This is a genomic window from Schaalia sp. (assembly GCF_050312375.1).
Lineage (GTDB): Bacteria > Actinomycetota > Actinomycetes > Actinomycetales > Actinomycetaceae > Pauljensenia > Pauljensenia hyovaginalis.
Window position 1 is genome coordinate 23,080 of the sequence record NZ_JBNOYB010000120.1, and the last position, 26,370, is coordinate 49,449.

The 26,370-nt window shown below is 67.2% G+C and carries 22 protein-coding genes; 10 read left to right on the top strand and 12 right to left on the bottom strand.

Going from position 1 to position 26,370, the window contains the following annotated elements:
- Window positions 1-3: 3 nt before the first annotated feature.
- Entirely contained in the window at window positions 4-1,311 is a 1,308-nt protein-coding gene (locus tag ACQY7V_RS09680) for a homoserine dehydrogenase (protein ID WP_235361123.1), read from the bottom strand.
- Between the two features lie 354 nt (window positions 1,312-1,665).
- Here ACQY7V_RS09680 and pflB point away from each other — a divergent pair, with 354 nt between their 5' ends.
- The 9 genes from pflB to ACQY7V_RS09725 all read left to right on the top strand — a co-directional run bounded on the left by pflB (window position 1,666) and on the right by ACQY7V_RS09725 (window position 12,418).
- On the top strand, window positions 1,666-3,786 hold the full coding sequence (gene pflB, locus ACQY7V_RS09685; RefSeq protein ID WP_154477260.1) for a formate C-acetyltransferase: 2,121 nt from the start codon (window positions 1,666-1,668) through the stop codon (window positions 3,784-3,786).
- 73 nt (window positions 3,787-3,859) lie between these two features.
- Window positions 3,860-4,111 (top strand): autonomous glycyl radical cofactor GrcA2, encoded by a 252-nt coding sequence (gene grcA2, locus ACQY7V_RS09690; protein WP_154477258.1) that lies wholly within the window; start codon window positions 3,860-3,862, stop codon window positions 4,109-4,111.
- 100 nt (window positions 4,112-4,211) lie between these two features.
- On the top strand, window positions 4,212-5,141 hold the full coding sequence (gene pflA, locus ACQY7V_RS09695; RefSeq protein WP_428640037.1) for a pyruvate formate-lyase-activating protein: 930 nt from the start codon (window positions 4,212-4,214) through the stop codon (window positions 5,139-5,141).
- Between the two features lie 128 nt (window positions 5,142-5,269).
- A complete protein-coding gene (locus ACQY7V_RS09700; RefSeq protein ID WP_428640039.1) occupies window positions 5,270-5,656 on the top strand; it encodes a hypothetical protein in 387 nt (128 codons plus the stop codon).
- Window positions 5,657-5,779: 123 nt separating this feature from the next.
- Window positions 5,780-6,571 carry a hypothetical protein gene (locus tag ACQY7V_RS09705; RefSeq protein WP_428640041.1) on the top strand — a complete coding sequence of 264 codons (792 nt, stop codon included), beginning with the start codon at window positions 5,780-5,782 and terminating at the stop codon, window positions 6,569-6,571.
- A 10-nt stretch (window positions 6,572-6,581) separates the two neighbouring features.
- Window positions 6,582-7,895 (top strand): hypothetical protein, encoded by a 1,314-nt coding sequence (locus ACQY7V_RS09710; protein ID WP_428640043.1) that lies wholly within the window; start codon window positions 6,582-6,584, stop codon window positions 7,893-7,895.
- A gap of 392 nt (window positions 7,896-8,287) precedes the next feature.
- Complete coding sequence (locus ACQY7V_RS09715; RefSeq protein ID WP_154477247.1) at window positions 8,288-9,745, top strand: NAD(P)/FAD-dependent oxidoreductase; 1,458 nt, start codon at window positions 8,288-8,290, stop codon at window positions 9,743-9,745.
- A 17-nt stretch (window positions 9,746-9,762) separates the two neighbouring features.
- Window positions 9,763-9,948 (top strand): hypothetical protein, encoded by a 186-nt coding sequence (locus tag ACQY7V_RS09720; protein WP_154477245.1) that lies wholly within the window; start codon window positions 9,763-9,765, stop codon window positions 9,946-9,948.
- Between the two features lie 232 nt (window positions 9,949-10,180).
- Complete coding sequence (locus tag ACQY7V_RS09725; RefSeq protein WP_428640046.1) at window positions 10,181-12,418, top strand: bifunctional metallophosphatase/5'-nucleotidase; 2,238 nt, start codon at window positions 10,181-10,183, stop codon at window positions 12,416-12,418.
- Between the two features lie 83 nt (window positions 12,419-12,501).
- On the opposite strand, the gene ACQY7V_RS09730 is transcribed toward ACQY7V_RS09725, so the two are convergent.
- Both ACQY7V_RS09730 and ACQY7V_RS09735 read right to left on the bottom strand, forming a co-directional pair.
- Entirely contained in the window at window positions 12,502-13,113 is a 612-nt protein-coding gene (locus ACQY7V_RS09730) for a peptide deformylase (protein WP_321057025.1), read from the bottom strand.
- Between the two features lie 94 nt (window positions 13,114-13,207).
- Window positions 13,208-14,554, bottom strand: coding sequence for an aminopeptidase C (locus ACQY7V_RS09735; protein ID WP_428640048.1), 1,347 nt, complete (start codon window positions 14,552-14,554; stop codon window positions 13,208-13,210).
- Between the two features lie 133 nt (window positions 14,555-14,687).
- Between ACQY7V_RS09735 and ACQY7V_RS09740 the strand changes: the two genes are divergently transcribed.
- Window positions 14,688-15,587 (top strand): aldose-1-epimerase, encoded by a 900-nt coding sequence (locus ACQY7V_RS09740; protein WP_154477240.1) that lies wholly within the window; start codon window positions 14,688-14,690, stop codon window positions 15,585-15,587.
- Between the two features lie 32 nt (window positions 15,588-15,619).
- Here ACQY7V_RS09740 and ACQY7V_RS09745 read toward each other — a convergent pair whose 3' ends face one another.
- The 9 genes from ACQY7V_RS09745 to lepA form a co-directional block, all read right to left on the bottom strand.
- Complete coding sequence (locus tag ACQY7V_RS09745; protein WP_235361129.1) at window positions 15,620-16,393, bottom strand: 16S rRNA (uracil(1498)-N(3))-methyltransferase; 774 nt, start codon at window positions 16,391-16,393, stop codon at window positions 15,620-15,622.
- Window positions 16,390-17,505: a molecular chaperone DnaJ gene (gene dnaJ / locus ACQY7V_RS09750; protein ID WP_303772750.1), complete on the bottom strand. Its 1,116-nt coding sequence runs from the start codon at window positions 17,503-17,505 to the stop codon at window positions 16,390-16,392. Before dnaJ ends, ACQY7V_RS09745 begins: the two co-directional genes overlap by 4 nt.
- Window positions 17,506-17,545: 40 nt before the next feature.
- The gene (hrcA, locus tag ACQY7V_RS09755) at window positions 17,546-18,565 is read right to left on the bottom strand and encodes a heat-inducible transcriptional repressor HrcA (RefSeq protein WP_303772751.1); all 1,020 of its coding nucleotides are present in this window, start codon (window positions 18,563-18,565) and stop codon (window positions 17,546-17,548) included.
- An 85-nt stretch (window positions 18,566-18,650) separates the two neighbouring features.
- Window positions 18,651-19,559 carry a DUF3097 family protein gene (locus ACQY7V_RS09760; RefSeq protein ID WP_235361132.1) on the bottom strand — a complete coding sequence of 303 codons (909 nt, stop codon included), beginning with the start codon at window positions 19,557-19,559 and terminating at the stop codon, window positions 18,651-18,653.
- A gap of 85 nt (window positions 19,560-19,644) precedes the next feature.
- Complete coding sequence (locus ACQY7V_RS09765) at window positions 19,645-21,612, bottom strand: OPT family oligopeptide transporter (RefSeq protein ID WP_428640051.1); 1,968 nt, start codon at window positions 21,610-21,612, stop codon at window positions 19,645-19,647.
- Between the two features lie 161 nt (window positions 21,613-21,773).
- Window positions 21,774-22,190: a cupin domain-containing protein gene (locus tag ACQY7V_RS09770; RefSeq protein ID WP_154477237.1), complete on the bottom strand. Its 417-nt coding sequence runs from the start codon at window positions 22,188-22,190 to the stop codon at window positions 21,774-21,776.
- Between the two features lie 157 nt (window positions 22,191-22,347).
- On the bottom strand, window positions 22,348-23,601 hold the full coding sequence (hemW, locus tag ACQY7V_RS09775; protein WP_320835782.1) for a radical SAM family heme chaperone HemW: 1,254 nt from the start codon (window positions 23,599-23,601) through the stop codon (window positions 22,348-22,350).
- The gene (trmB, locus tag ACQY7V_RS09780) at window positions 23,598-24,449 is read right to left on the bottom strand and encodes a tRNA (guanosine(46)-N7)-methyltransferase TrmB (protein WP_320835781.1); all 852 of its coding nucleotides are present in this window, start codon (window positions 24,447-24,449) and stop codon (window positions 23,598-23,600) included. The genes hemW and trmB overlap by 4 nt, the downstream gene beginning before the upstream one ends.
- Entirely contained in the window at window positions 24,446-26,302 is a 1,857-nt protein-coding gene (lepA, locus tag ACQY7V_RS09785; protein ID WP_428640054.1) for a translation elongation factor 4, read from the bottom strand. Before lepA ends, trmB begins: the two co-directional genes overlap by 4 nt.
- Window positions 26,303-26,370: the final 68 nt, after the last annotated feature.

Genomic DNA, 26,370 nt, shown 5'->3' on the forward strand with positions numbered 1-26,370 from the left:
GCGTCACTCCTCTTCGACGCGGATCGCGCTGGTGACCTCGCGGACCGCCTCGGAGTGGGCCAGGGCCTTCACGACGGCCTTGAGGTCCGCTTCGCGCGCCAGATGCGTGGTGGCGACGATGATGCAGGTGCCGGGGATCTCGTCGTCGCGCTGATGGACCGATTGGATCGAGACGCCGTGCCGCGCGAAGATCCCGGCCACATCGGAGAGGACTCCGAGACGGTCCTCAACGGCCATCCTGATCTGGTAGCGGGTCCTGGTGGTCCCCGGGTCGAGGATCGGCAGGTGGGCGTACACGGACTCGCGCGGCGCGTGCCCGCCGTAGACCCGGTGGTGCGCGGCGGCGACGAGGTCGGACAGGACGGCGGAGGCGGTCGGGGCGCCGCCGGCCCCCTGCCCGTAGAACATGAGCCGCCCGGCGTATTCGCCTTCGACGACGATGGCGTTGAAGGCGCCGTCGACGCTCGCCAGGGGGGAGTCCACGGGGACGAGGGCGGGGTGGACGCGCATGGCGACGCCTTCGACCCCGTCCTCGCCGATCCGCCTTTCGGCGATGGCGAGGAGTTTGATCGCGCGGTTGAAGTAGGCGGCCTCGGACATGTCCGCGGGGGTGATCCTCGTGATGCCCTCGACGTCGACGTCGTCGATGCCGACTCGCGTGTGGAAGGCGAGGGAGGCGAGGATCGCGCATTTCGCCGCGGCGTCGAGGCCTTCGACGTCGGCTGAGGGGTCCGCTTCGGCGAAGCCGAGCTCCTGGGCCTGCGCGAGGGCCTCGGCGTAGCCGAGTCCCCGGGTGGCCATGGCGTCGAGGATGAAGTTGGTCGTCCCGTTGACGATGCCCACGACCTTGGTGATGCGGTCGCCGGCCAGGGATTCGCGCAGGCCGTAGACGACGGGGACGGCGCCGGCCACCGCCGCCTCGTAGTAGAGGTCCGCTCCGGAGGCCGCCGCCGCGCTGTAGAGCTCGGGGCCGTGCGCCGCCAGCAGGGCCTTGTTCCCCGTCACGACGCTGATGCCCTTGTCGAGTGCGGACAGGACGAGGGTGCGGGCGGGTTCGATGCCGCCGATGAGTTCGACGACGATGTCCTTGCCGAGGATCGCCTCGTTCGGGTCGGTGGTGAGCAGGTCCCGGTCGATGGCCTCGTCGCGGCCGGCTCCGAGATCGCGCACGAGGATGCTCGAGACCCTCATGCGCGCTCCGGCTCGGGCCGCGAAGTCCTCCGCCTGTTCACTAAGGATCCGGATGACCTGGGATCCGACGGTTCCGGCGCCGAGCACCCCGATCTGAAGCTCTGGGAGGGACTGGGTCACGAGGGCTCCTTGAAGAGGTCGTCATGCGGATTGGTTGAGCGCCTTAGAGCATAGGCGGCGCGGCGCCGGAAGGCCCGGCGTTTCCACGGATCAGATCCGCCGCCCGGCCCTGGGCGATCCTCGGCGGGAGGCGCGCGGACGAAAATGGGAAGGGACCAAAGTCCTGGCCCTAAAGTCCTGGGCCGCCTGCTTTCGTCGCCTGTGAGAAGCCGCATAGGCCGATTCAGGCGATGAGCATGGCAATTGCTTGAAGACGGTATGAGAATCGAAGCAGGTGCCCACCGGCATGAGTTGGAGAATCATCCAGGACCGGACCCGTACACCGGGAATTCGGAACAATCGAGAGAAGGAATGATGACGACAGAGCAGACCGCTCCTTCCGTCCCCGCACCCGAGGCCTGGGAGGGCTTCGCAACCGGAAACTGGGCGAAGGAGGTCGACGTCCGCGACTTCATCCAGCGCAACTACACCCCCTATGAAGGCGACGCGGCCTTCCTCGCCGGCCCCACCGACAAGACGCTGCGCGTCTGGGACACCCTCGAGAAGGAGTTCCTCGCCGAAGAGCGCAAGGTCCGCATCCTCGACGTCGACACCCACACCCCCGCCGACATCGACGCCTTCAAGCCCGGCTACATCTGCGCCGACGACGACGTCATCGTGGGCCTCCAGACCGATGCGCCCCTCAAGCGCGCCATGATGCCCAACGGCGGATGGCGCATGGTCGAGACCGCGATCAAGGAGGCCGGCAAGGAGGTCGACCCCGAGGTCAAGAAGATCTTCACCCAGTACCGCAAGACCCACAACGACGCGGTCTTCGACATCTACACGCCGCGCATCCGCGCCGCCCGCTCCTCCCACATCATCACCGGCCTGCCCGACGCCTACGGCCGCGGGCGCATCATCGGCGACTACCGTCGCGTCGCCCTCTACGGCGTCGATCAGCTCATCGAGTGGAAGCAGCAGGACAAGGACCGCTACGCGGACCAGCCCTTCTCCGAGCACTGGGCGCGCTACCGCGAGGAGCACTCCGAGCAGATCAAGGCCCTCAAGAAGCTCAAGAAGATGGCCGCCGACTACGGCTTCGACATCTCCGGGCCCGCGAAGACCGCGAAGGAAGCGGTCCAGTGGACCTACTTCGGCTACCTCGCCTCCGTAAAGTCGCAGGACGGCGCCGCGATGTCGATCGGCCGCCTCTCCGCCTTCTTCGACGTCTACTTCGAGCGCGACCTCGCCGCCGGTCTCATCACCGAGTCCGACGCCCAGGAGATCATCGACGCCCTCGTCATCAAGCTCCGCATCACGCGATTCCTCCGCACGATCGACTACGACCAGATCTTCTCCGGCGACCCCTACTGGGCGACCTGGTCGGACGCCGGCTTCGGCGACGACGGCCGCACCCTCGTCACGAAGACCTCCTTCCGCCTCCTCCAGACGCTGCGCAACCTCGGCCCGGCCCCCGAGCCGAACATCACGATCTTCTGGGATGAGAACCTGCCGAAGGGCTACAAGGAGTTCTGCGCGGCGATCTCGATCGAGACCTCGTCGATCCAGTACGAGTCCGACCCGCAGATCCGCGAGCACTGGGGCGACGACGCGGCGATCGCGTGCTGCGTCTCCCCGATGAAGGTCGGCAAGCAGATGCAGTTCTTCGGAGCCCGCGTCAACGCCGCCAAGGCCCTCCTCTACGCCATCAACGGCGGGCGCGATGAGATGAGCGGCAAGCAGATCATGACCGGCTACGAGCCGATCTCGGGCGACGGCCCCCTCGATTTCGACGAGGTCTGGGCGAAGTACGAAGACATGCTCGACTGGGTGGTCGGCACCTACGTCGAGGCCCTCAACATCATCCACTACTGCCACGACCGCTACGCCTACGAGTCGATCGAAATGGCGCTCCACGATTCGGAGATCATCCGGACCATGGGCTGCGGCATCGCGGGCCTGTCGATCGTCGCCGACTCCCTCGCGGCCATCAAGTACGCGAAGGTCACGCCGGTGCGCGACGAGACCGGGCTGGTCGTCGACTACGTGACCGAGGGCGAGTTCCCGACCTACGGCAATGACGACGACCGCGCCGACGACATCGCCGCGACGATCGTCCACACGATCATGTCGAAGATCCGCGCCATCCCGATGTACCGCGATGCGATCCCGACCCAGTCGGTCCTCACGATCACCTCGAACGTCGTCTACGGCAAGGCCACCGGTGCCTTCCCCTCGGGCCACAAGGCGGGAACGCCCTTCGCCCCCGGCGCGAACCCGGAGAACGGCATCGACACGCACGGCATGGTCGCCTCCATGCTCTCGGTCGGCAAGCTCGACTACAACGACGCGCTCGACGGCATTTCGCTGACGAATACGATCACTCCGTCCGGCCTGGGCCGCACGAAGGAGGAGCAGATCACCAACCTCGTCGGCATCCTCGACGCGGGCTTCGTCCCCGACGAATCCTGCTCCGTCAGCGCCTCCCTCTGATCGATCCCAGGCGGGGGACGGACGGACCCTCCCCCGCCGAATCCGCCCCACCTCGCAAAGGAGTATCCGAAAAATGGCAACCAAGACCTACGAAGAGCGACTCGCCGATATGCGCGCTGCGCGCACCGAGCGCGGCGTCACCGACGGCCTCTACCACGCGAACATCAACGTCCTCGACCGTTCCACCCTCGAGGACGCCATCGAGCACCCCGAGAAGTACCCGAACCTCACGGTCCGCGTTTCCGGCTACGCGGTGAACTTCGTCAAGCTCACCCGCGAGCAGCAGCTCGACGTGCTCTCGCGCACCTTCCACCACTCGGCCTGAGCCGAGGGCGCCGGCCCCGGTCGGCACTCATCGCCGCGGGGCGCAGGATCCTCCTGCGCCCCGCGCGCTGCGCCTCCCCTCTTCTCCCCCTAAGGACCCCATGAGCACCGCATCGACCGCCATCCCCCTCGGCGACGGGTCGAGCATCGTTCCGCTGCCCCTCGATCCGAATGCGCCTCAACGGCGGGATCAGGATTTCGACGCACCCGTCGGCCGCACCTCGGGCCAGGGCGTCGCAGGGCTCGCCGAGCTCACCGATGTCGAGCGCTCCGAGCGGCTCCGCAAGATGCACGAGGGCGACCTCGGCTCGGTCCACTCCTGGGAGCTCGTCACCGCTGTCGACGGCCCCGGAACGCGTCTGACGGTCTTCCTCAACGGCTGCGGCCTGCGCTGCCTGTACTGCCACAATCCTGACACCTTCCTCATGAAGGACGGAACGCCTGTCGAGACGGGGGAGATCCTCTCGCGCATCAAGCGCTACCGCCGCATCTTCAAGGCGACGGGCGGAGGCCTGACCCTGTCGGGCGGCGAGGCCATGATGCAGCCCGAGTTCGTGCGCAAGATCCTGCGGGGCGCGAAGGAGATGGGCGTCCACACCTGCCTCGACACCTCCGGGTTCCTGGGCGCGAACTGCGACGACGCGATGCTCGACGATCTCGACCTCGTCCTCCTCGACGTGAAGTCCGGGCTTCCCGAGACCTATCACCGCGTCACCTCCGGCAGGCTCCAACCGACGATCGATTTCGGCGATCGTCTCGCGGCTCGCGGAACGACGCGCGTGTGGATCCGTTTCGTCCTGGTCCCCGGGCTCACCGACGCGAAGGAGAACATCGAGGCGATCGGCCGGATCATCTCCGCGTGGAAGAACGTGATCGACCGAGTCGAAGTGCTCCCCTTCCACCAGATGGGCCGCGACAAGTGGCACTCCTTGGGACTGAAGTACGAGTTGGAGGAGACGAAGCCCCCGACGCCGGAGGCGACCGACAAGGCGCGCGAGTACTTCCGTTCCCTGGGCTTCGAAGTGCACTGATTTCGTCACCCGAGGATGCGGTCCCATGCGAAGCAGAGTGCGCGCAGCGCCCTTGCGGGCTCTTCCGAGCATTGGAACTTTCTGATAGCCTGCTGGGGACGCCCTTCCATTGAAGAGTCAAGGAGACGATGATGTCCCGTTCTTCAGCGCCCAGGCCGGTGCTCCTCCTTGCTTTCGGCCTCGCCTCCATCACCCTGACGCTCGGTGCCTGTTCCCCCTTGACTCCGAAGGATGACGCCGTTCAAAGTTCTGCTCAGAGTTCCGCCGACACTCCCCAGAGCACTATCGACGGTGTCGCTCAGAGCACCATCGACGAGCTGATCGAGCTCTACCCCGAAATGACGGAGATGCCACGAGAGAGGCTAGTCGCGGCATTCTCGGAATATGCTGCGAAAGTGGGGATGACGACCGAGGACTATCTGCAAGCCGTGATCAGGGAGACTCGCGAGAACGACGAGGCGATGCGGAGGGCCGTAGAAGAAGCGACCGGCAACGCACCCGCGCAATCACGCTAAAGAATCTTCACGATCAACACCCCCGCGAACTCCCGGACTCGCACTTTTCCAAATATCTTCGACACCTTCAGAAAACTCCCCGGTATTGAATGTCAGCTCCCCCTCCATTGATTGAGAGGCTCAATGATGAACCGCATTCTCTTCAAAACAATAACAGTGGCAGCCCTTTCCCTTCTCAGCATTACCGGCATCACTCCGCCAACGAGCGCCGAAGATCGCGATTTGTATCAGGAATTGATCGAGCTTTATCCCGAGATGAAGCAGGCATCAAGAGAGTTTCTTATCGACGCATTCGCGAAGCAGGCCGAGAAATTCGGTTACGCGCCCGATGAATACCTTGAACAGATCATTGAGGAAACTCGCCTCAACGATGAAGCGATGCACCAATCCATCGACGGACAAGCGCCCAGCGATTCAGGCGGCATCCAGACACGCGCAGCATACCCCAAACTTCCGGATTCCTATTACAAGGGCGACATCTATATCAGCCCTGCGACTCACATCTTCAATCACGGGCATACCGGGATCTACGGCGACACCTACTGGGTCGTCGAGGCGAGCGGGCCCGGCACCCTCAGCAATTGGCACTACACGAACGAAATCGCAGGTCCATCCGGCACGAAGCTCTTTGAAACAACATTGAGCCAGCACGCTCAGAACCTCGCCGCCGACTACGCCTACACGAATCTCCGAGGATACCGTTATCCTTCACTGAAACTACTCGACACTGTTCCAAACATGGTCAGCCCGAGAGACACCAATCCGAACTCACTCACATGCTCGCAACTCGTCTGGCTCGCCTATCTGCGAACCACCGGAGTCGATCTCGATGGGGGCGAGCTTCCTCCGGGATTAATCCTTCCCTACGACATCGAAAACTCCCCCTATACGAAAAAGAACTGGGAAGTGCGATAGAGGCTGCTAGATGACAAGGAACGCACGCGCCCTTCTCCCCCTTCTCATCCTGAGCGCCCTCGGCCTCACGGCTGCCTGTGTGCCCCTGCTTTCCGCGAGCGATCCGAACGCCCCTCAAAGCTCCTCGACAATCGAAGCCGGTGCACTGATCGGCGTTTCCGACAAGGACTTCGCCCTCGACGATGCGGTTCTCGCGATCCAGCTCAGCGGCAGGGTCGCTCCCCTTTACGGCGAGGGGACGAAGGGGTACCTCGCCCTCGTGAATGAGAAGGGCGAGGCGCGCGTGAGCGAAACGGGGATCATGGAGTACGCGACTCCCCTGTGGACCGAGGACGGCCTGTACTTCGGCACGCCCGATCACGAGGGGTTCGTCGACGGTTCGGGACTCCATCTCGAAGAACGACGCCACCAGTACCGTGAACTCGATCGCTACCCCCACCCGGACGACGGCGGCTACACGGCCTTCTACAACGAGGGCGGCAACGGCACCGACTTCATCCAATATCTCGTCCACGGCGACTCAAAAGGATTCATCGGGGTCGAGGCGCCCGGAGTGTTCACCAACTTCGGCTACTGCGACGACCGCTTCTTCATGATCGGGGAAACGTCGTGGGCGCCCTCCCTCAGGGATGAAGCGATCGCGCACCTGCCTCCTGACATCACCGCCGAAGAGGGGACCCACTACCAGTTCCTCGCCGAGCTCCTCCCCTCAGACCCCGATGAGCCCGTGAAGGTGCTCGCGAGCGCGCCCCTGGACGAGCAGAGCTTCAGCGGCTCGAAGCACATCGCCTGCCGGGGGGATCGGGTCTACTTCCCCGGTTTCCGGCGCCTCGAGGCGCATCCGGCACCCGAGGAGCGGGACAAGCGCAAACAGGGCTCCCCCGCATTCATCATCTGGGACCTCGCCGACGGAACGCGCTCCGTCGTGCCGTGGGTTGATGCGGATGGGATCCCCCTCAGCCTGCGAGCCGACGACCTCACGAATCCCGAATTCCTCCAAGACGGCAATACCGCCTATGTCGTCCTCTTCGACGGCAGAGGATTCGTCGTCGACCTGGACAGCGCCGTCGCCCGCCAGGCCTTCACGGCGACGAACAGCGGCCCTGACTTCTGGCCGCAGAGCTTCCACGTGACGAGGAACTACGCCTACGCCCTCGACTACGGGGAGGATCCCGGTCAGGTTCTGGAACTCGCCCGCTACGACTGGGCGAACGGACGCAAGGAGAGCCTTCTCACCATCGACTCCCTCGGCCCGTATCGGAAAGAATCCGTCGTTGAAGGAATCGCTGTGAACCCGTCGTGGCTGAGCACGATTGAGGACTGAGTCCTTCGATTCTCGCATGTTCGCCGCCGCATCCCGCTTCATCCCCGCGGCGCGATGGGTCCGCCGCTGATTCGCTCGGGACTCCGGCCTCGCAGATCGAGACTCGGGCAGGCGGGGCGCTTTCGGAACTGAGCGCAATGCCACTCGGCGGAATCGCGCCCGCCTGTGCTCCCGGGGCAGGGGCCTCCTCAGGAGGCGGGATCGAAGAAGGCGCGACCAGGACTTACGTCGCGGACACGCGCCCGCCCGAATGCGCGGAGTCGTGCGATTCTCGCGATTCACGAAGGCGAAAATGGGCCATTGGTCCCAAATGAACGACTTTTCTGTCTATACTCGCAGGCGCGGCGGTAACGAAGCCGACGCAAGTCCCCAAGAACCGAGGTTCATCAACCATGGCACGTGTCGTTGTACTCGGCGCCGGTGTCGCAGGCCATACAGCGGCCCTCCACCTGCGCCGAATGCTCCCGAAGACCCATGACGTCGTCGTCGTGAGTCCGAACTCCCAGTGGAACTGGATCCCCTCCAACATCTGGGTCGGAACCGGGCGCATGAAGAAGGAGTCAGTGCTCTTCCCGCTCGCACCGGTCTACAAGAAGAAGGGCATCATCTTCCACCAGGCGAAGGCCGTCGCCCTCTACCCCGAGGGACGGGGCGACGCCGCGAGCCCCCAGGTGGAGATCGAGTTCACCGCTCCGGGAGAAGCCGGCCGCAAGGACTTCATCCCCTTCGACTACCTCATCAACGCGACCGGGCCGAAGCTGAAGTTCGACGCCACTCCGGGCCTCGGCCCCGATAACGGCTACTCCCTGTCGGTCTGCACGGCCCCCCACGCCGACCAGACCGCGAAGGAGTTCCTCAAGATCGTCGAGGCCGCCCGCGCCGGTGAACGCCAGCGCCTCGTGATCGGGACGGGCAACGGAACCTGCACCTGTCAGGGCGCGGCCTTCGAATACGCCTTCAACGTCGAGTTCGAACTCCGCGAAGCGGGCGTCCGCGACATGTGCGAGGTCGTCTACATCACCAACGAGAACGAGCTCGGCGACTTCGGCGTCGGCGGCATGCGCTTCAAGCAGAACGGCTTCATGACCACCTCCCAGCTGTGGACCGAATCCCTCTTCCGCGAACGCGGCGTCAAGGCCATTTCGGGCGCCGCCGTGAAGCGGGTGGAAGAAGGGCGGCTGTTCTACGAGGTCCTCGACGGGAGCGAGCACGAACTCGACTTCGACTTCGCCATGCTCCTCCCGCCCTTCTCCGGGCACGACATCAAGGCGTACGCGAAGGACGGCTCCGACATCACCTCGACGGTCTTCGCCCCCTCGGGCTTCATGAAAGTCGATGCGGATTACTCCAAGACCTCCTACGAGGATTGGGCGCCGGAGGACTGGCCGGAGACCTACCAGAACCCGAGCTACCCGAACATGTTCGCCGCGGGCATCGCCTTCGCCCCGCCGCATCAGATCTCCAAGCCGCGCAAGAGCGCGAAGGGCACGCCGATCGCCCCCGCTCCCCCGCGCACCGGCCAGCCCTCGGGGACGATCGCCCGCGCCGTCGCCGAGACGATCGCGGACCGCATCAAGGGCAAGAAGCGCCCGCCCCGCCGGGCCTCGATGACCGAAATGGGCGCCTCCTGCGTCGCCTCCACCGGCGCGAACCTCCTGAACGGTTCGGCTGCGGCCATGATCATGTACCCGATCGTGCCGAACCCTGAGAAGTACCCGCTCACCGGGCGGCACCCCTATCACACGCGCGGCGAGATCGGCCTGTTCGGGCACTGGATCAAGTACATGCTCCATCACCTGTTCATCTACAAGGCGAAGGCCCGGCCGGGGTGGACCCTGATCCCCGAGTGATCATCGAAGGAGGAATCATGAGCGACAAGAGAGTCTCGATCGAGGAGCTCGACCCCGAGCAGCAGGAGCGGATCGGGCGGGCGCCCCTGCCCATGCCCTCGACGCTGCGGCATCGCAGGAACAAGATCTATCAGCTCGGCAAGTTCATCGTCATGAACCTGCGGATCATGGACATCGTGATCCGGGAGAAGATCGCGTCCTGAACGCGGAATGCGTGAGGCGGGGCGGGCGCGTCGGCGTCCGCCCCGCATTCTCGTGCTTTTCGAGGGCGGCGCTCCCCCTCTTGCGCGGTGAGAGGGTTGAGGACTCACGACCTTTGGTGACGCGCCCCACAGAACGGATTCTGCGAAACGATTTCGAAGTGAGCCCCGGGAGCGATATCCTTCCCAATCCCGGTTCTTCACTCCGGGACCATCAACATGTAAAGGATCAAGGATGACTTCTTTGCAGAAACGCTCAGTGCTGCCGCTCGCACTCGCGTCGGCCCTCGCACTCACCGTACTGCCGGTATCCGCACCAGCTCACGCGGCCGAGGGGGACACCGGGACCCTCACGGTCCTCGCGACCACGGACGTCCACGGCCGGGTCTACAACTGGGACTACTTCAAGGATTCGGCTCCCGCGGCGGGCAAGGAAGTCGGCCTCGCGAACGTCTGCTCCGCGATCGAGGATGTCCGCGCGAAGCAGGGGGCCGAGTCCGTGCTCCTCGTCGACAACGGCGACGCGATTCAGGGCTCGCCCCTGACCTACCTCGCGGCGAAGCAGCCCGCGAAGCTCACCGGGGATCCGATCCACCCCATGGCGCAGGCCTTCAACCTCCTGGGCTACGACGCCAACGCCCTCGGCAATCACGAATTCAACTACGGCCTCGACACCCTCGCGAAGTACATGCGCGACCTCGACTCCCCCGCCCTGAACGCCAATGCCGTGGCGCCCGGGACGACGGAGCCCTACTTCGAGCCCTACGAGCTCATCGAGAAGACCGTTGCGGGCAAACCGGTCACGATCGGCGTCCTCGGCCTGGTCACCCCGGGAGTGAGGATCTGGGACAAGGCGAACGTCGAGGGGACCCTCGAGTTCCGCGACCCGACGGAGGTCGCCCGCGAGTACGTCCCGCAGATGAAGGAGGCCGGCGCCGATATCATCGTCGTCCTCGCGCACACCGGCATGGGCCAGTCGACCGCCTGGGATGCCTCCGCACTCGACGAGGACACGGCCCAGTTCCTCTCGACTCAGGTCGATGACATCGACCTCCTCGTCATCGGGCACACCCACAAGGACGAACCGGTGAAGGTGACCCACACGCCGAACGGCGAGCCCCTCATCGTCACGCAGCCGAAGTACTTCTCCTCCTCCCTGCCCGAGATCTCACTGCCCCTCGTCTTCGATGCTAAGGACAGGGCCTCCGTCGCCTGGCCGACGACTGACGTCGACACGACGGTCGCCTCCTGGGTCACGCGCCATGCCGCGAGCGGCACCGCCTGCGACGCCCTCATGAAGGACCCGGTGCTCAGCACCGATCACGCCGACACCGTGGGCTACGTCAAGACGATCGTCGCCAACGCGACGGAGCAGATGCCCGCAGGCACCGCCCGCTACGAGGACACCGCCATCCTCGACTTCATCGGCAAGAACATGGAGGACGCGGTCCGCGCGGGCATCAAGGGCACCGCCGCTGAAGGCCTCCCGGTGATCGCCCAGGTCTCCCCCTTCTCCAAGGACGCCGTGTTCCCGAAGGGCCCGGTCTCGATCAAGGACATCGCGGGCCTGTACATCTACGACAACACCCTCCTGGGCGTCGAGGTCACCGGCTCCCAGATCAAGGACTACCTGGAGTACTCCGCGAAGTACTTCAAGCAGCTCGAGCCCGGAGCGACGCTGAATCCGGACACGGATCTCAACGCCGTGTTCGAGGGCAAGCCCGTTCCCGATTACAACTACGACGCCCTGACCGGCGTCACCTACACGATCGACGTGACGAAGCCCGTGGGCGAACGCATCGTCGACCTCGCCTGGAACGGCGCCCCCGTGACGGCCGACCAGCGGTTCGTCATGGCGATCAACAACTACCGCCAGTCCGGCGGCGGCGGATACCCGCACGTGACGGCTGCTCCGATCGTCTACAACGAGCTCGTCGAAATCCGCCAGCTCCTCATCGATTCGGCTCAGGCCTCCGGCACGATCGATCCGAAGGACTTCTTCGTCGCCAACTGGTCGCTCACGCCCGGCCCGCTTCCCGAACCCGAGCCCGGACCTCAGGACGGACCGACTGCGGTCATCGATGCGCCCGAGGTCGTCGCGGGCGCCACCGTCACCGTCACGGGCACCGGTTTCGAAGCCGATCACGAGATCGAAGCCGTCCTCCACTCCGATCCCTTCACGATCGGCAAGACGAAGGCCGACGCCAAGGGCACCGTGGTCTTCACCTTCACGGTCCCGAAAGAAACCGCACCGGGCGCGCACAAGGTGATCCTCACCGACGCCTCGACGGGCGCCGCAGCCGAAGTGGCGCTGACGGTCAAGGCGCCGGCGCCCGCACCGGCCCCCGGAGCCGTCACGCCCGGCAAGGGCGCGGCGCTGGCGAACACCGGTAGCGACGCGATGGGCCTGATCCTCGCTGCGGGCCTCCTGGCCGGCCTGGGAGCCGTGGCGCTGCGCCGCCGCGTCGGCTGAGATCCAGATCCCGGCCCTTGAGCGCCAGGCTCCGGCCCGTCATTCGGATGCGCGAGCATTCGGACGACGGGCCGGAGCGCGTCTCATCCCTCAGATCCGGGCATCCATGAGACGCCCGGGCGCCCCCACCCCCGGATGCGGGCCTGCGCTGCGACCTCGTCCGCCCACGGCCCCGCCAGACGATCGACGTAGAGCTCCCCGAGGAGATGGCCGTACTCGTGCTGGAAGATCCGCGCAAGCCACGCGACGGCCTCGATGCGGATCGGCCCGCCATCGATATCGAATCCTTCAAGGACGGCCCGGGGCGCGCGCCTGATCGGATACTGGTACCCCGGGAAGGACAGGCATCCCTCGTGCTCGCGCTCGAGATCGAGCCGCTCGGGCAGAAGCTCCGCCCCCTTCCAGTCGAGTTCGAGGTGCGGATTGATGACCGCCCCGCTCGACGGCGAGGGGATCGTCATCCCCAGGGCGGGACCGTATTCCCTGTCGAAGGGGTGGAGCCCGCCGTAACTCCAGACGAAGACCCGGGCGTCGACGCCGATCTGGGGCGCCGCCAAACCGACTCCCGGGGCGGCCCGCATCGTGTCGAACATGTCGCGGACGAGTCCGCGAAGAGCCCCGTCGAAGGCGGTCACGGGCGCGGCCGGACGGTGGAGGACCTCCTCCCCCATCACCACGATCGGTCGAACGGTCATGCGGCCTCCTTCGTCGCCCGTGAGATCAAAACCCCCCGCACGCCCTCGACGGGCATGACCCCGCCGAAGGGGCGCGCGGCCCCGGCGAGAAGGATCAGGCGAGAGTGCCCATCGGATCCCAGGCGGGCAGATGGATCGGCTCGGCGTCCAACGCCGGCCTCAGATCCTCGGGCAGGGCCGAAGCGCGCACGACGACCTCGAAGACGTAGTCGTCGAACCACGCGTCATCCATCGTGAAGTAGCCCTTCTCGCCCGCATCCTCCCCCCAGGAGTTCTCGACGCGCCAGCGGCGCGTCGACCCGTCCTCGGCGATGTCGACGCCGGTGAAGAGCATCGCGTGGTTCATCGCGGATTCACCCGTGCGCAGGCGCTGCTCCTTCGTGGTGGCCAGATCGACCCCGAAGAGCCCCGAATAGTCGTGGACGCCCGCGACGAGGAGGCCCGCATCGCGCTCGGACTGCTGGAGGACGTCGGCGCCGAACCAGACGGGCTCGCCCTCGGCGATCGCGCGGGCGGCGAGCCGCTTGATCTCGGCGATGTCGGCGTTGATGTAGCGGATCTGGCGGCCGCCGACGACATTGCCGAGATGATCGACCGTCAGGGCCGCGCCCTTGGGATGCTCGGGGCGCGGATCGTCGACGAGGCACACGTAATCGGCGAGGTCGATCCCCGCGTACTTCTCAGCGAACTCGAGCGGCGTGAGCTCGCCCTCGCGGTGGAAGGCGCCCTCGTCGTCGCGCCACTCCCAGTCGAAGGATCGGGGCGGTTCGCCGAGGCTGATGACGAGGATCCGCCAGACCTTCTTCAAGACCTCCGCCTTCGCGGCCCCGACCTCGTCCTCGGCTGCGCCCGACGCGACGAGCCCGCGGAGCTCGAGGGCGGACCGACGCAGGAGGACCTGGAGCTGGGTGTTCATCCGGTGCGAATTCGAGGAGGCCTCCGTCTCGGGCATCGCCTCCTTGGGGACGAGTCCGTGCTTGAGGTAGAGGGAGACCGCCATGTCCCATTGGCCGCCGTCGCCGAGGACATCGGCGAGCAGGAACTGGAGGAGGCGCCCGTCGAGGGGCTCATCCGCGGTCGCGATGACGTCGGTGAGGAACCAGTTGGCCCGCTCGAGCTTGTCCCAGAAGAACACGTAGTTCTGCGAGAACTCGAAGTCCTTGACCCCGAGCTTCACCCGCGCGTTCGCGCGCAGAAGATTGAGGGAGGAGAACAACCAGCACCGGCCCGACTTCTTCTGCGCGGTGACCTTCCAGGTGTCGAGTTTGTGGGAGACCACGCTCGGTGTGGCGATGACGCGCTCGCGATCCACGCTCGCCTTGTCGATCCCGCTCACGGTCACCGCGTTGCGGGCGAGACGCGCCGCGGGATCGGCGCTCGAGGCGCGCAGGGCGTCGATCGATTCCGGGGCGAGGGCGCAATCGCCGGTGAGAGCAGTCATCTTAGAATCCTTCCTCCTGAAGCGGCATGCCTGGCGGCCAAGACCCTCCCGATCGTACTCGCATCCCATGTCGGCCTTGAGGAGGGAGGATTGGTCCTAGGATGTTGCGAAGATCCATCGATGAGGAGGCTCCATGAAAACGCGACACGCTTCAGGCACCGAGATCCGCTTGAGCTCGGGGGCCTACGAGGCGCGAATCGTCTCCGTCGGCGCGGGCATCGCAGGACTGACCTTGGACGGCGCCGACCTCGTCATGCCCCATGCGGCGGACGAACTCCCCGACGGCTATCTCGGCAAGACCCTCATGCCCTGGCCGAATCGCATCGCCGGGGGCGCCTACACCTGGGAGGGCGTCGAATACCGCGTGCCCGTGAATGAGCCCGCCACCGGAGCGGCCCTTCACGGGCTGATGACCTGGGTCGATTGGGACATCGTCCACGCGGATTCCGATTCGGCGACCCTCGGGGCCTTCATCGCCCCGCGTTACGGATACCCCTGGGCCCTGGAGGCCTGGGTCACCTACGCCCTGAGCGAGGAGCGCGGCCTCTCGGTGACGCTCCACGCCACGAACATCGGGGATGAGCCCGCGCCCTACGGCGTCTCCTCCCACCCCTACCTCACGCTCGACAACGCCCCGAACGCCGGCTACGAGCTGAGCGTTCCGGCGTCTTCGATCCTCGAGGTCGACGAGCGTCTCGCCCCGGTGGCCCTGCGCCCGGTCGGCGAACTCGATCGCGATTTCCGGACGGGGCGCCTCCTGGGAGATCAGTCGGTCGATCACGCCTTCACGGGCCTGCCCGAGGGCGGCTGGGCCGTGACGCTCCGCGATCCGTCGAGCGGGAAGTCCGTGTCCCTGGCCGCCGAGGCCCCCTGGGTGCAGGTCTTCACCGCCGATCACCTCGGCCGTCGATCGGTCGCCGTCGAGCCGATGACCTGCCCGCCCGATGCTTTCAATTCGCACGAGGGCGTGATCGTCCTCGCGCCCGGCCAGTCGCATTCGATGACCTTCACGATCTCGGGCGATCTGGGCTGAGGGGAGCCAGGGCCCACTGGGGCGCCGGTGGCTCAGATCCGCGAGGCGGCCGCCGCGAGGAGCGTCGCGCAAACCGCGCCGGCCGTCGAGGAGCGCAGGACGTTGCGGCCCAGTCCGATGAGGATCGCGCCGGCCTCGACGAGGTCGGCGGTCTCCCTCGGCGATACTCCCCCTTCCGGTCCGACGAGGACCACGAGGGAGGGGGCGTCGCGGAATCGGTCGGGGTCCGAGGCGATGAGGCCGGTCAGGGGCGCGCGGGCCTCCTCGTGGCACAGGAGGACCAGGGAGCCCGAATCCGTCGCGTCCCGGACGAAGGCGAGCAGCGCCTTGGTGTCGAGGACTTCAGCGACTTCGGGGATGAAGGCCCTGCGGGCCTGCTTCGCAGCGGCCCGCACGACCGAGACCCACTTCGCCCGGCCCTTGACGGCCTTGGGACCCGCCCACCTGACGATCGCGCGATCCGATTGCCACGGAATCACTTCATCGATGCCGATCTCCGTGCAGGTCTCGATCGCCTGCTCATCCCGTCCGCCCTTGGCGAGGGCCTGAACGAGGAGGAGGCGCGGCTCCGCCCCGGGCTCCCTGTCGACGCGGAGCACGCGCAGGGACAGACCCTTGGGGTCTGCGGCGAGCACCTCGCACACCGCGCGGGTTCCGCGGCCGTCGACGAGGTCGATCTCCTCGCCGGCCCCGATCCGCTTCACGGCGCCCGCGTGCCGCCCCTCATCCCCGTCGAGGCTCAGGGTGTCGCCGGGAGCGGCCTCGACCAGGCCGCGATCCTCGAAGAAGAAGACCGGGCGAGTCACTGACCCGTGAGTTTCTCTTTGAGCTTGCCGAAGACGCCCTGCTCGCGGCGCTTGGGCTCCACGCGCGTCTCCTTGCGGAGCGAGGCGAGCTCTTCGAGCAGTTCGCGCGACCGTTCATCGAGCTTCGTCGGGATCGCCACGTCGATGTGGACATGGAGGTCGCCGCGCCCGGGGCGCTGCAGGCGTCCGACTCCGAGCCCCCTCAAGACGATGTCGGCGTTCGGCTGCGTGCCCGCCTCGATCCTCACCGCCTTGGGGCCGTCGAGGGTGGCGAGTTCGAATTCGGTGCCGAGGGCGGCGGTCGTCATCGGGATGGTGATCCACGCGTGCAGATCGTCTCCGCGCCGGTCGAAGACCTCGTGCCGGAGTTCGTGGACCTCGAGGTAGAGGTCGCCCTGCGGACCGCCGCCGGGTCCGACCTCGGCCTCGCCCATGACGCGGATGCGCGCGCCCTCGTCGACGCCGACCGGCACGTCGATCGACAGAGTGCGCCGCGTTCTCACGCGCCCCTGGCCCGAGCACTCGTGGCAGGGATTCTCGATGAGAGTCCCGTAACCCTGACAGGTCTGGCAGGGCCCTTGCGACTTCATGCGCCCGAACATGGTGTTCTGGATGCGGGTCACCGACCCCGTTCCCGAACAGGTCTGGCAGACGAGCGGGCGGGTGCCCGGCTCGCACATCGACCCCGAGCATGTCGAGCAGACGGCGTAGGTCCCGAAGGAGACGGACTTCTTCGCGCCGAAGGTCGCCTCCTCGAGGGTGATGTCGAGTCCGATGAGCTGATCGGCGCCGCGCCGGGTCCTGGACGCGGGCCCCTGAGAGGCGCCCGAGAAGCCGGAGAACATCGCGTCGAAGAAGTCTGAGAAGCCGCCGCCCGTGAAGGGGGCCCCGCCGCCTCCGCGCAGGGCGTCCGGGCCCCCGATGTCGTACATCTGCCGTTTCTCGGGGTCCGAGAGCGTTTCGTACGCCACCGAGAGTTCTTTGAAGGCCTCTTCGGATTCGGGACCGGCGTAGTCGGGGTGCAGCTGCCGGGCCTTCTTCCGGTAGGCCTTCTTGATCTCGTCCTGGCTCGCAGTGCGGGCGACGCCGAGGACCTCGTAGTAATCGTTCACTCTCGTTCGTTTCTCGTGGGGATCCGGGGTGGAGTCCGTGTCATCGGTCGAGGAATCGTGACAGGTAGGCGGCGACGGCTCGCACCGTCGACATCGTGCGGACGTAGTCCATGCGCGTGGGGCCGACCACTCCCAGGTGCGCGAAGGAGTCGCCGGCGGGCATCGCCGCGCGGTAGGTGCCCGCGACGACGGAGGTCTGCGCGAGGGCGTCGTGGGCGTTCTCCGCCCCGATGCGCACGTGGATGTCGTCGTCCTTGAACTCGGAGAAGAGGCGCAGGAGGACGACCTGCTCCTCCAGGGCGTCGAGGACGGGGGCGAGGTCGTGGAAGTCGAGGGCCCCCCGCGCGAGGTTGGAGATCCCCGAGATCACGATCTTCGATTCACCGGTCGGGCGGAGCAGATCGACGAGGGCGTCGGCGACCGCGTCGACGGCCGGGCGTTCTTCGGGCGGGAAGGATTCGGCGAGGTCGTCGACCAGGAGGAGCAGTTCGTCGGCGCTCCGCCCCTCGCCGATCTCATTGAGCTTCTCCCTCAGCGCCCGGATCGTCGCGGGGGCGACGGGCCGGGCGAGATCCAGGGTGCGCTCGTCCACCCTGCCGAGCCTCGTGATGACGATGACGAGGAGCCTGCTCGGCCCGAGGTCCAGGACTTCGACGCGGCGCAGGGCCTGGCGCGACAGGCTCGGGTACTCGACGACGGCGACCTGATGGGTGACCTGCGCGAGCAGGCGCACGGTCTTGGCGACCACGTCGTCGAGGTCGACCGAGTCGCCGAGGAAGGTTTCGACGGCGTGCTTCTCCGGTGCGCTCATCGGTTTGAGGGCCGCGAGCGAATCGACGAAGACCCGGTAGCCCTTGTCCGTGGGGACGCGCCCCGCGCTCGTGTGGGGCTGGTAGATGAGGCCCGCCTCTTCGAGGAGGGCCATGTCGTTGCGGATCGTGGCCGAGGAGACGCCCAGATCGTGGGATTGGGCGATGGCCTTGGAGGCGACCGGTTCGCGGGTGTGGACGTACTCGGTGACGATCGCACGGAGGACGTCGAGCCTGCGGTCCTCGCTCATGGCACCTCCCCCGGGATCTCGATCTGGCACTCGTCATTCCTGAGTGCCAAGCCTACTCCGCTTTTCCCGCGATGGCGCACCGCGCCTAACGGGTGCCCGGCTCCGTGACGAAATCGATGAGGGCCTCCACGCGGCCGAGCAGTGCGGGTTCGAGGTCGCGGTAGTCGCCCACGGCCGCGAGGATCCGCTTCCAGCCCATCGCGATATCCGCCTGCGTGCGCGCCGGCCAGCCCAGCGCCCGCAGAGTCCCCGCCTTGATGTCGGTCCCGCGCGGCACCTCGGGCCACTTCTCGAGGCCGAGTCGCGCCGGTTTGACCGCCTGCCAGACGTCCACGTAGGGGTGGCCGAGGACGAGGACGCAACTCCCCCAGCGCTTCATCACCCGCTCTGCGATGCGCGACTCCTTCGAACCCGCGACGAGATGATCGACGAGGATGCCCGCGCGCACGTCATCCGAGGGCGAGAAGACTTCGAGGATCTCCTCCAGGTTGTCGACGCCTTCGAGCAGTTGGACTGCGACTCCCGCTTCTGCGAGGTCATCGCCCCACACGTGCTGGACGAGTTCCGCATCGTGCTTGCCCTCGACCCAGATGCGCGAGGCCCTGGCCACGCGCGCCCGCGATTTCGGCGCGGCGATCGACCCGGAGTTCGTCAGCCTCCTGCCCGCCGGCGTCGCGAGCGAAGGCGCCTGACGCGCCGAAGAGGGCAGCGGCGGCAGGGCGATGACCGGCCTGCCCTCGAGCCAGAAGCCCGCTCCCAGAGGGAAGGAGCGCCTGCGCCCGTGGCGGTCCTCCAGCTCGACGAGATGGATGCCGCCGGATTTCTCGACGCCGACGACGGCGCCGACCCAGCCGGTCGTCACGTCCTCGAGGACCATTCCCATTTCGATGCGGACCTCGGTTGAGCGGGGCCGACGGGCGCCCGGCCCCTCCCGGTGGGGGTCGACGCTCAAGACATCGGTGCCGTAGGGATCGTAGGGGTTCGGTAGGCTCACCCGCCCACCCTAGAGGCTCCCGGGGGCTCCAGGCTCGCGAAACGCCACGGACCCGGCCTCGGGGCCGGGTCCGTGTTCAGATCCGTCAGGCGACGGTTTCAGCGCCCTGGCGGGCGCGGCGGTAGAGGAGAGCCACGATCGCGGCGAAGACGATCGCGCCGATCCAGGGCGCCGCCCCTGCGAAGGAATCCGGCATGAGCGCCAGCGGTGAGTCGTTCCCGGAGAAGCCGACGATTCCGGCGTAGACGACGCCCCAGAGGGATTCGCCGACGATGAGGCCGGTGGCGACGAGGGTGCCGAGGCGCTTGGCCGACTCGGGGTTCTTCGTCGTGCGGGCCCAACGGTCGTGGATCGCGCCGAGGAGGGCGCCGATCGGGATCATGATCGTGATGGCCATCGGGAGGTACATGCCCATGCCCACGGCCAGACCCGGGAGCGAGTAGCGCTTCGTCGTCTTCTTCAGGACCTCGTCGATGATGATGACGCCGACGCCGATGAGGGCGCCGATGCCGAGGAGCCTCCAGTTGAGGTCCCCGCCGAAGACCCCGGTGATGAGGTCGGTGATGAGGGAGGCCTGCGGGGCGGCCAGGGCGTTGGGGCCGGCGTTTGCCGCGCCCTGGAAGCCGAAGGCGTTCGACATGAGGTTGAGGACGGGCGGAATGATGACCGCGCCGAAGCCCACGCCGATGACGAGGGCGAGCTGCTGCTTCCAGGGCGTGGCGCCCACGAGCTGGCCCGTCTTGAGGTCCTGGAGGTTGTCGTTCGAGATCGTCGCGATGCCGAAGACGATCGCCGCGGTGAAGAGGGTGTAGGCGACGAGTGCGGAGAGCTCGTCGCCCTGGACCGTGCCGTGCACGGCCTTGACGACGAGCGCCGCCGCGATCGCCACGATGATGCCGACTCCTGAGATCGGCGAGTTCGAGGAGCCGATGAGGCCAGCCATGTATCCGCAGACGGATGCGACGGCGAGGCCGGTGAGGAGGATGAAGAGGATGGACACGAGGATGAGGCCGAGGGCGTTGTGCCCGACCGGGGTGTCCTTGAGGAAGAGCCACAGGAGGGCCCCGATCGGGAGCATCGAGGCGACGGTGACTCCGATGACGACCTTGCCGGACAGATCCTGTTCGGTCAGGGGGAGCTGCTCGCCCGCTGCGCGCTTGGCCGTGGAGGCGAGGGAGTCCCTGATGCCCCCGATGATCGGGGCGAGGAGCTTGATGAGCGTCCAGATCGCGGCGACGGCGATCGTACCGGCGCCGATGAGGCGCACGTCGGAGCGGAAGACGCTCGCGACGGTGTCGGCGAGGCCGGCGGGATCGGCGATCTGACCGGAGGAGAGGATCGGGAGGATCACTCCGTAGGAGATGAGGACGCCGACGATCATCGCCACGCCGACGCCCAGGCCCACGAGATGGCCGACGCCGATGAGGGCGAGGGACAGGGATGCGGAGGCCATCGAGCCGCCCGCGCCGACGCGGAAGGCCGTGCCGATCTCGGTGCCGACGGCCTTGAGGGAGCCGAGGACGGCGAAGCCCGCCGAGGAGAGGCCGCCCCAGATGATCGCGCGAAGGCCCCGTCCGGATTCCTCGGCGCCCTCCGAGGTGTCGCCGACCTTGAGGACCTCCGCTCCGGCCACGCCTTCGGGGTAGGGCAGGTCGGAGTGGGTGACGAGGGCGCGGCGCAGGGGAATCGAGTACATGACGCCGAGGATGCCGCCGAGGCCGATGACGAGCACGGACTGCCAGTAGGGGAAGCCCTGCCACCAGCCGATCATCACGAGTCCGGGCAGGACGAAGATGATCGCGGAAAGGGTCCCCGCCGCCGAGGCGATCGTCTGGACGATGTTGTTCTCCTGGACCGTGTGGTCCTTGAAGGAGCGCAGGACCGCCATCGAGATCACCGCTGCGGGGATCGAGGTGGCGAAGGTGAGACCGGCTTTGAGGCCGAGGTACACGTTCGCGGCGGTGAAGATCAAGGTGATGATGCCGCCGATGGCTACGCCGCGGAGGGTCAGCTCCTTGATAGACGCGCCGGCACTGGCTGAGGGCTTACTCATTTCGGCTCGTTTCTGTATCGAGTTCAGCACAGGTGAGCCTATCACCGGCCTCGCCCCTGACGATCCGGCGTTGAAGGACGAATCGTGGTGCTCGCACCCCGTGGACGCTCATGCGCCCCCGGGCCCTTGCGGACACCCGGGGGCGCATGCCGATCGGAGCGTCAGTGCTCGGCGGCCTCGGCGGCCATCGCCTCCTCGTAGGTGACGTGGACGGTGCCGTGCGCGTGCTCGGGCGGGGAGTAGATCGAATAGACCTTCATCGGAGCATCCCCGATCGCCGTGACATTGTGCCAGGTACCGGCCGGGATGAAGATCGCATCGTCGTCGTGCGCCTCGACCTCGAAGCTGAGCTCGTCCTTCGCCGGCCCCATCTGGACGAGCCCGGAGCCGGACTCGATGCGGAGGAACTGGTCGTGGTCCTCGTGGATCTCGAGGCCGATGTCGTGCCCCGGCTGGATGCACATGACCGTGAGCTGAAGATTCGTCCCGGTCCACAGGGTCGTCCGGTAGTTCGTGTTCTCGAGCGTCGCCTGTTCGATGTCGACGACGTAGGGCTTGGGCCCCTGATCTTGCGTCATGGTGTCCTCCTCCATTCAACGGTCCCCGGATGGGGTCCGGGGTCCTCCCCTCCAGGGTAGGGCCCGGGACCCGCCCCCGCAGGTCGAGGCGGCGGCGGTGCGTTCACCGCCCCGGGCCCGTCGAAGGGTGCGAAGGCGATCCGCGGGAAGCGGCTCCTCAGAAGCCCATGAGCGCGCCGGTCACCCGATCGGCGAGGAGGCGGCCCCGCAGGGTGAGGATGATCCGGCCCTCGAGCGCGGCCCGGCCGTCGATGAGCCCCTCGGCGATGAGCGCCGGGACGGCCCCGGGCACCGGGACCTCCCCCGTTCCGATCCCCTCCGCGATCCGCACGGCGAGCATGACCTTCTCGAGCCGCCGCGATTCCTCGTCGAGGATCTCGCCCGCGGCGGCCGGACTCGCGCCCGCGACGAGCCTGGCGGCGTGCGCTCCCGGATGCTTGACGTTCCACCAGCGGTAGCGCCCGATGTGCGAATGCGCGCCCGGGCCGAATCCCCACCAATCGTGATCGCGCCAGTAGGCGAGATTGTGCTTCGAGGCGCGGCTGAGCGCCGAGGCCGCAGTGGCGGCCTCCGTCTCACGGGGGCGTGCGAAGTTCGAGATCTCGTACCAGCGGTAGCCGGCGCTTCCGAGGAGTTCATCGGCGAGCTCGTACTTCGCCGCCTCGTCGTCCGGATCGGGCTCGGGGAGTTCGCCGCGGGCGAGCATCGCCCCCATCTTCGTCCCCTCTTCGATGACGAGGGCGTAGGCGGAGACATGACCGGGCTCCATCGCGATCGCGGCATCGAGGGAGCGGCGCCAATCGTCGAGCCCCTCCCCCGGCGTCCCGTAGATGAGATCCAGGGAGACATCGAGTCCCGCGCCCTTCGCGGCGGCGACGACCTCGGGGACGCGCGCCGGATCGTGGGTCCGATCGAGGACGGCCAGAACGGAGGGCACTGCGGACTGCATGCCGAATGACACGCGCGTCACCCCCGCCGAGGCGAGGCGCGCGAGCGCCTGCGCATCGACGGAATCGGGATTGGCCTCGATCGTCACCTCCGCGCCCTGCGCGATGCCGACGACGTCGCGCAGATCGTCGAGGATCCGCGCGAGTTCAGTCGCCTCGAGGAGCGTGGGAGTACCGCCTCCGATGAAGACCGTGCTCGCATCGCGCCGGGCCCATCCGGCCTCGGCCAGGACGCGGTCGGCGAGCTCGGCCTCCGCGCGCACGCTCCGCGCATAGGATCCGGGCTCCGCTCCCGGACCGAAGCCGACCGTGTAGGTGTTGAAGTCGCAGTAGCCGCAGCGCACCGAGCAGAAGGGGACGTGGACGTAGAGGCTGAGCGGCCTGCCGGAGTCCGCTTCGGCGAGCTCGGCCTCGAGACGCCCGTCCTTCGGCCAGGCGATGCCATCCGGCTGGGCGGGGCTCATCGGCCCGCGCTTCCGTCCCCATCGCTCGCAGGCTCCGCGGCCCCGCCCTCGTCACCACGGGGAAGACGGACGGCGACGAGGTCGTGGGCGATCCGCCCGGCGTCGATGCCGCGCGTCTCGAAATGAGTCACCACGCGCCCGGCGAAACGCGGGGCGAAACCGCCGCGCCCGGGCTCCGGGTCGGAAGGATCGGGGCGCTCGCCCTCATAGGGGTTCGCGAAGAGCTCGCAGGCCTCGATGACGTCGCGCATCTGCCACGCGTAGTCGTCCCAGTCGGTCGCGAGCCTCCACGCTCCCCCGTCGACGAGGACGCGGGCGACCTCCGGGGCGAAGGAGTCGGAGACGAGCCTGCGCTTGCGATGCCGGGCCTTGCGCCAGGGGTCGGGGAAGAAGGTCCACACTTCATCGGCGATCGCGTCGTCGAAGACGATCGGGAGCGCGAGCTGGGCGTCGGCCTCGACGACCCTGATGTTGCCGACCCCCGCGGCCGCCGCCTTCGAGATGAGCTTCGCTATCCCGGGGACCCACACCTCGAAGGCGAGGTAGTCGCGCTCGGGATGGGAGGCGGCCGCGGCGACGATCTGCTCGCCGGTGCCCGAACCGATCTCGATCGTGAGAGGCGCCCTGCGGCCGAAGAGCTCGAGAGGATCGAAGCGCACACCGGCGGCGACGGTCGTATGGCCGAGATCGCGCTCGACCTCGATGAAATAGCGGGAGGCGTGCTCGTCCCAGGTCCGCTGGAGGTTGGGAGGGAGCTCGCGCGTTCGGCGCGTGAAGGACTTCGTCCGCGCGAGGAAGACGCCCTCGGCGGCGCCCTCCTCCAGGGTCCGCCGCGAAGCGCCGTTCACTTCTTGCCCGTCGGCACGTCGGAGGTGAGGGCCGCGATGAAGGCCTCCTGCGGGACGTCGACCCGGCCGATCGACTTCATCCGCTTCTTGCCCTCCTTCTGCTTCTCCAAGAGCTTGCGCTTACGGGTGATGTCGCCGCCGTAGCACTTCGCGAGCATGTCCTTGCGCAGGGCCTTGATCGTCTCGCGGGCGATGACCCGCGCGCCGACCGCCGCCTGGACGGGGATCTCGAACTGCTGGCGCGGGATGAGCTCCTTGAGGCGCTTCGTCATCCGCTGCCCGTAGGCGTAGGCGGCGTCCTTGTGGACGATCGCGCTGAAGGCGTCCACGCGATCGCCGTTCAAGAGGATGTCGACCTTGACGAGGTCGGCGACCTGCTCCCCCTTCTCCTGGTAGTCGAGGGAGGCGTAGCCGCGGGTCCGGGACTTCAACTGGTCGAAGAAGTCGAAGACGATCTCGGCCATGGGGATCGTGTAGTGGAGTTCGACCCGCTCCTCGCTCAGGTAATCCATGCCCTTCATCGCGCCGCGGCGCTCCTGGCACAGCTCCATCACCGTTCCCGTGAAGTCGGTCGGAGTGAGGATGGTCGCCTCGACGAGGGGCTCGCGGACCTCGGAGATCTTCCCCTCGGGGAAGGCCGAGGGGTTCTCGACGCGGATCTCGCTCCCGTCCTCGGCGATCACCGTGTAGACGACGTTCGGTGCGGTCGCGATGAGATCGAGGCCGAACTCGCGCTCGAGGCGCTCGCGGATGATCTCGAGGTGGAGGAGCCCGAGGAAGCCGCAGCGGAAGCCGAAGCCGAGGGCCGCGGAGGACTCGGGCTCGTAGGTGAGCGCCGCGTCGTTGAGCTGGAGGCGCTCGAGGGCGTCGCGCAGATCGGGGAAGTCGGTGCCGTCAACGGGGTAGATCCCGGAGAACACCATCGGCTTCGGATCGCGGTAACCGGCCAGGGGTTGATCGGCGCCCCGGACGTTCGAGGTCACGGTGTCGCCCACGCGGGACTGGCGCACGTCCTTCACGCCCGTGATGAGGTACCCGACCTCGCCCGCGGCGATGCCCTCCGAGGGAGTCGGCTCCGGGGAGATCACGCCGATCTCGAGGAGCTCGTGAGTCGCGCCCGTCGACATCATCTTCACGCGCTGACGCGTGCCCAGCCGCCCGTCGACGACGCGCACGTAGGTGACGACGCCCCTGTAGGTGTCGTACACGGAATCGAAGATCATCGCCCTCGTCGCGCCCTCGGGGTCTCCGGCCGGCGCGGGCACGACCTCGACGATCCGATCGAGGAGCCCGGTCACGCCCTCGCCCGTCTTGCCGGAGACGCGCAGGACCTCGTCCTCATCGCAACCGATGAGCTGGGCGACCTCGTGGGCGTACTTCTCGGGCTGGGCGCCCGGCAGGTCGATCTTGTTGAGCACCGGGATGATCGCGAGGTCGTTCTCGAGCGCGAGGTACAGATTGGCGAGGGTCTGGGCCTCGATGCCCTGAGCCGCGTCGATGAGGAGGACCGCGCCTTCGCAGGCGGCGAGCGATCGGGAGACCTCGTAGGTGAAGTCGACGTGCCCGGGCGTGTCGATCATGTTGAGCGCGTAGGCCTCATCGGCGACCGCCCAGGGCATGCGCACGGCCTGGGACTTGATCGTGATGCCCCGCTCGCGTTCGATGTCCATGCGATCGAGGTACTGGTCGCGCATATCGCGCTGCCCGACGATCCCCGTGAGCTGCAGCATCCGGTCCGCGAGCGTCGACTTGCCATGGTCGATATGCGCGATGATGCAGAAGTTGCGGATGCGCGACTGCTCGGTGTGAGCCGGTCGGATCATCGCTTCTTGCGCGGCAGTGGGGATCGGCACGTCTACCTCCGTCTCGATTACTCCCCCATCGTCCCATTCCCGGCGCCGCTCGCGCCAACCGCACGCGC

Excerpts from the sequence above, each read along its gene's own strand:
- ACQY7V_RS09705 (WP_428640041.1), top strand. The coding sequence starts at position 5,780 with ATGATGAACCGCATTCTCTTCAAAACAATAACAGTGGCAGCCCTTTCC.
- ACQY7V_RS09700 (WP_428640039.1), top strand. The coding sequence starts at position 5,270 with ATGATGTCCCGTTCTTCAGCGCCCAGGCCGGTGCTCCTCCTTGCTTTC.
- pflB (WP_154477260.1), top strand. The coding sequence starts at position 1,666 with ATGACGACAGAGCAGACCGCTCCTTCCGTCCCCGCACCCGAGGCCTGG.
- ACQY7V_RS09770 (WP_154477237.1), bottom strand. The coding sequence starts at position 22,190 with ATGACGCAAGATCAGGGGCCCAAGCCCTACGTCGTCGACATCGAACAG.
- ACQY7V_RS09725 (WP_428640046.1), top strand. The coding sequence starts at position 10,181 with ATGACTTCTTTGCAGAAACGCTCAGTGCTGCCGCTCGCACTCGCGTCG.
- ACQY7V_RS09740 (WP_154477240.1), top strand. The coding sequence starts at position 14,688 with ATGAAAACGCGACACGCTTCAGGCACCGAGATCCGCTTGAGCTCGGGG.
- hemW (WP_320835782.1), bottom strand. The coding sequence starts at position 23,601 with ATGAGCCCCGCCCAGCCGGATGGCATCGCCTGGCCGAAGGACGGGCGT.
- ACQY7V_RS09735 (WP_428640048.1), bottom strand. The coding sequence starts at position 14,554 with ATGACTGCTCTCACCGGCGATTGCGCCCTCGCCCCGGAATCGATCGAC.
- pflA (WP_428640037.1), top strand. The coding sequence starts at position 4,212 with ATGAGCACCGCATCGACCGCCATCCCCCTCGGCGACGGGTCGAGCATC.
- grcA2 (WP_154477258.1), top strand. The coding sequence starts at position 3,860 with ATGGCAACCAAGACCTACGAAGAGCGACTCGCCGATATGCGCGCTGCG.
- ACQY7V_RS09765 (WP_428640051.1), bottom strand. The coding sequence starts at position 21,612 with ATGAGTAAGCCCTCAGCCAGTGCCGGCGCGTCTATCAAGGAGCTGACC.
- ACQY7V_RS09720 (WP_154477245.1), top strand. The coding sequence starts at position 9,763 with ATGAGCGACAAGAGAGTCTCGATCGAGGAGCTCGACCCCGAGCAGCAG.
- hrcA (WP_303772751.1), bottom strand. The coding sequence starts at position 18,565 with ATGAGCGAGGACCGCAGGCTCGACGTCCTCCGTGCGATCGTCACCGAG.
- ACQY7V_RS09715 (WP_154477247.1), top strand. The coding sequence starts at position 8,288 with ATGGCACGTGTCGTTGTACTCGGCGCCGGTGTCGCAGGCCATACAGCG.
- ACQY7V_RS09730 (WP_321057025.1), bottom strand. The coding sequence starts at position 13,113 with ATGACCGTTCGACCGATCGTGGTGATGGGGGAGGAGGTCCTCCACCGT.
- ACQY7V_RS09710 (WP_428640043.1), top strand. The coding sequence starts at position 6,582 with ATGACAAGGAACGCACGCGCCCTTCTCCCCCTTCTCATCCTGAGCGCC.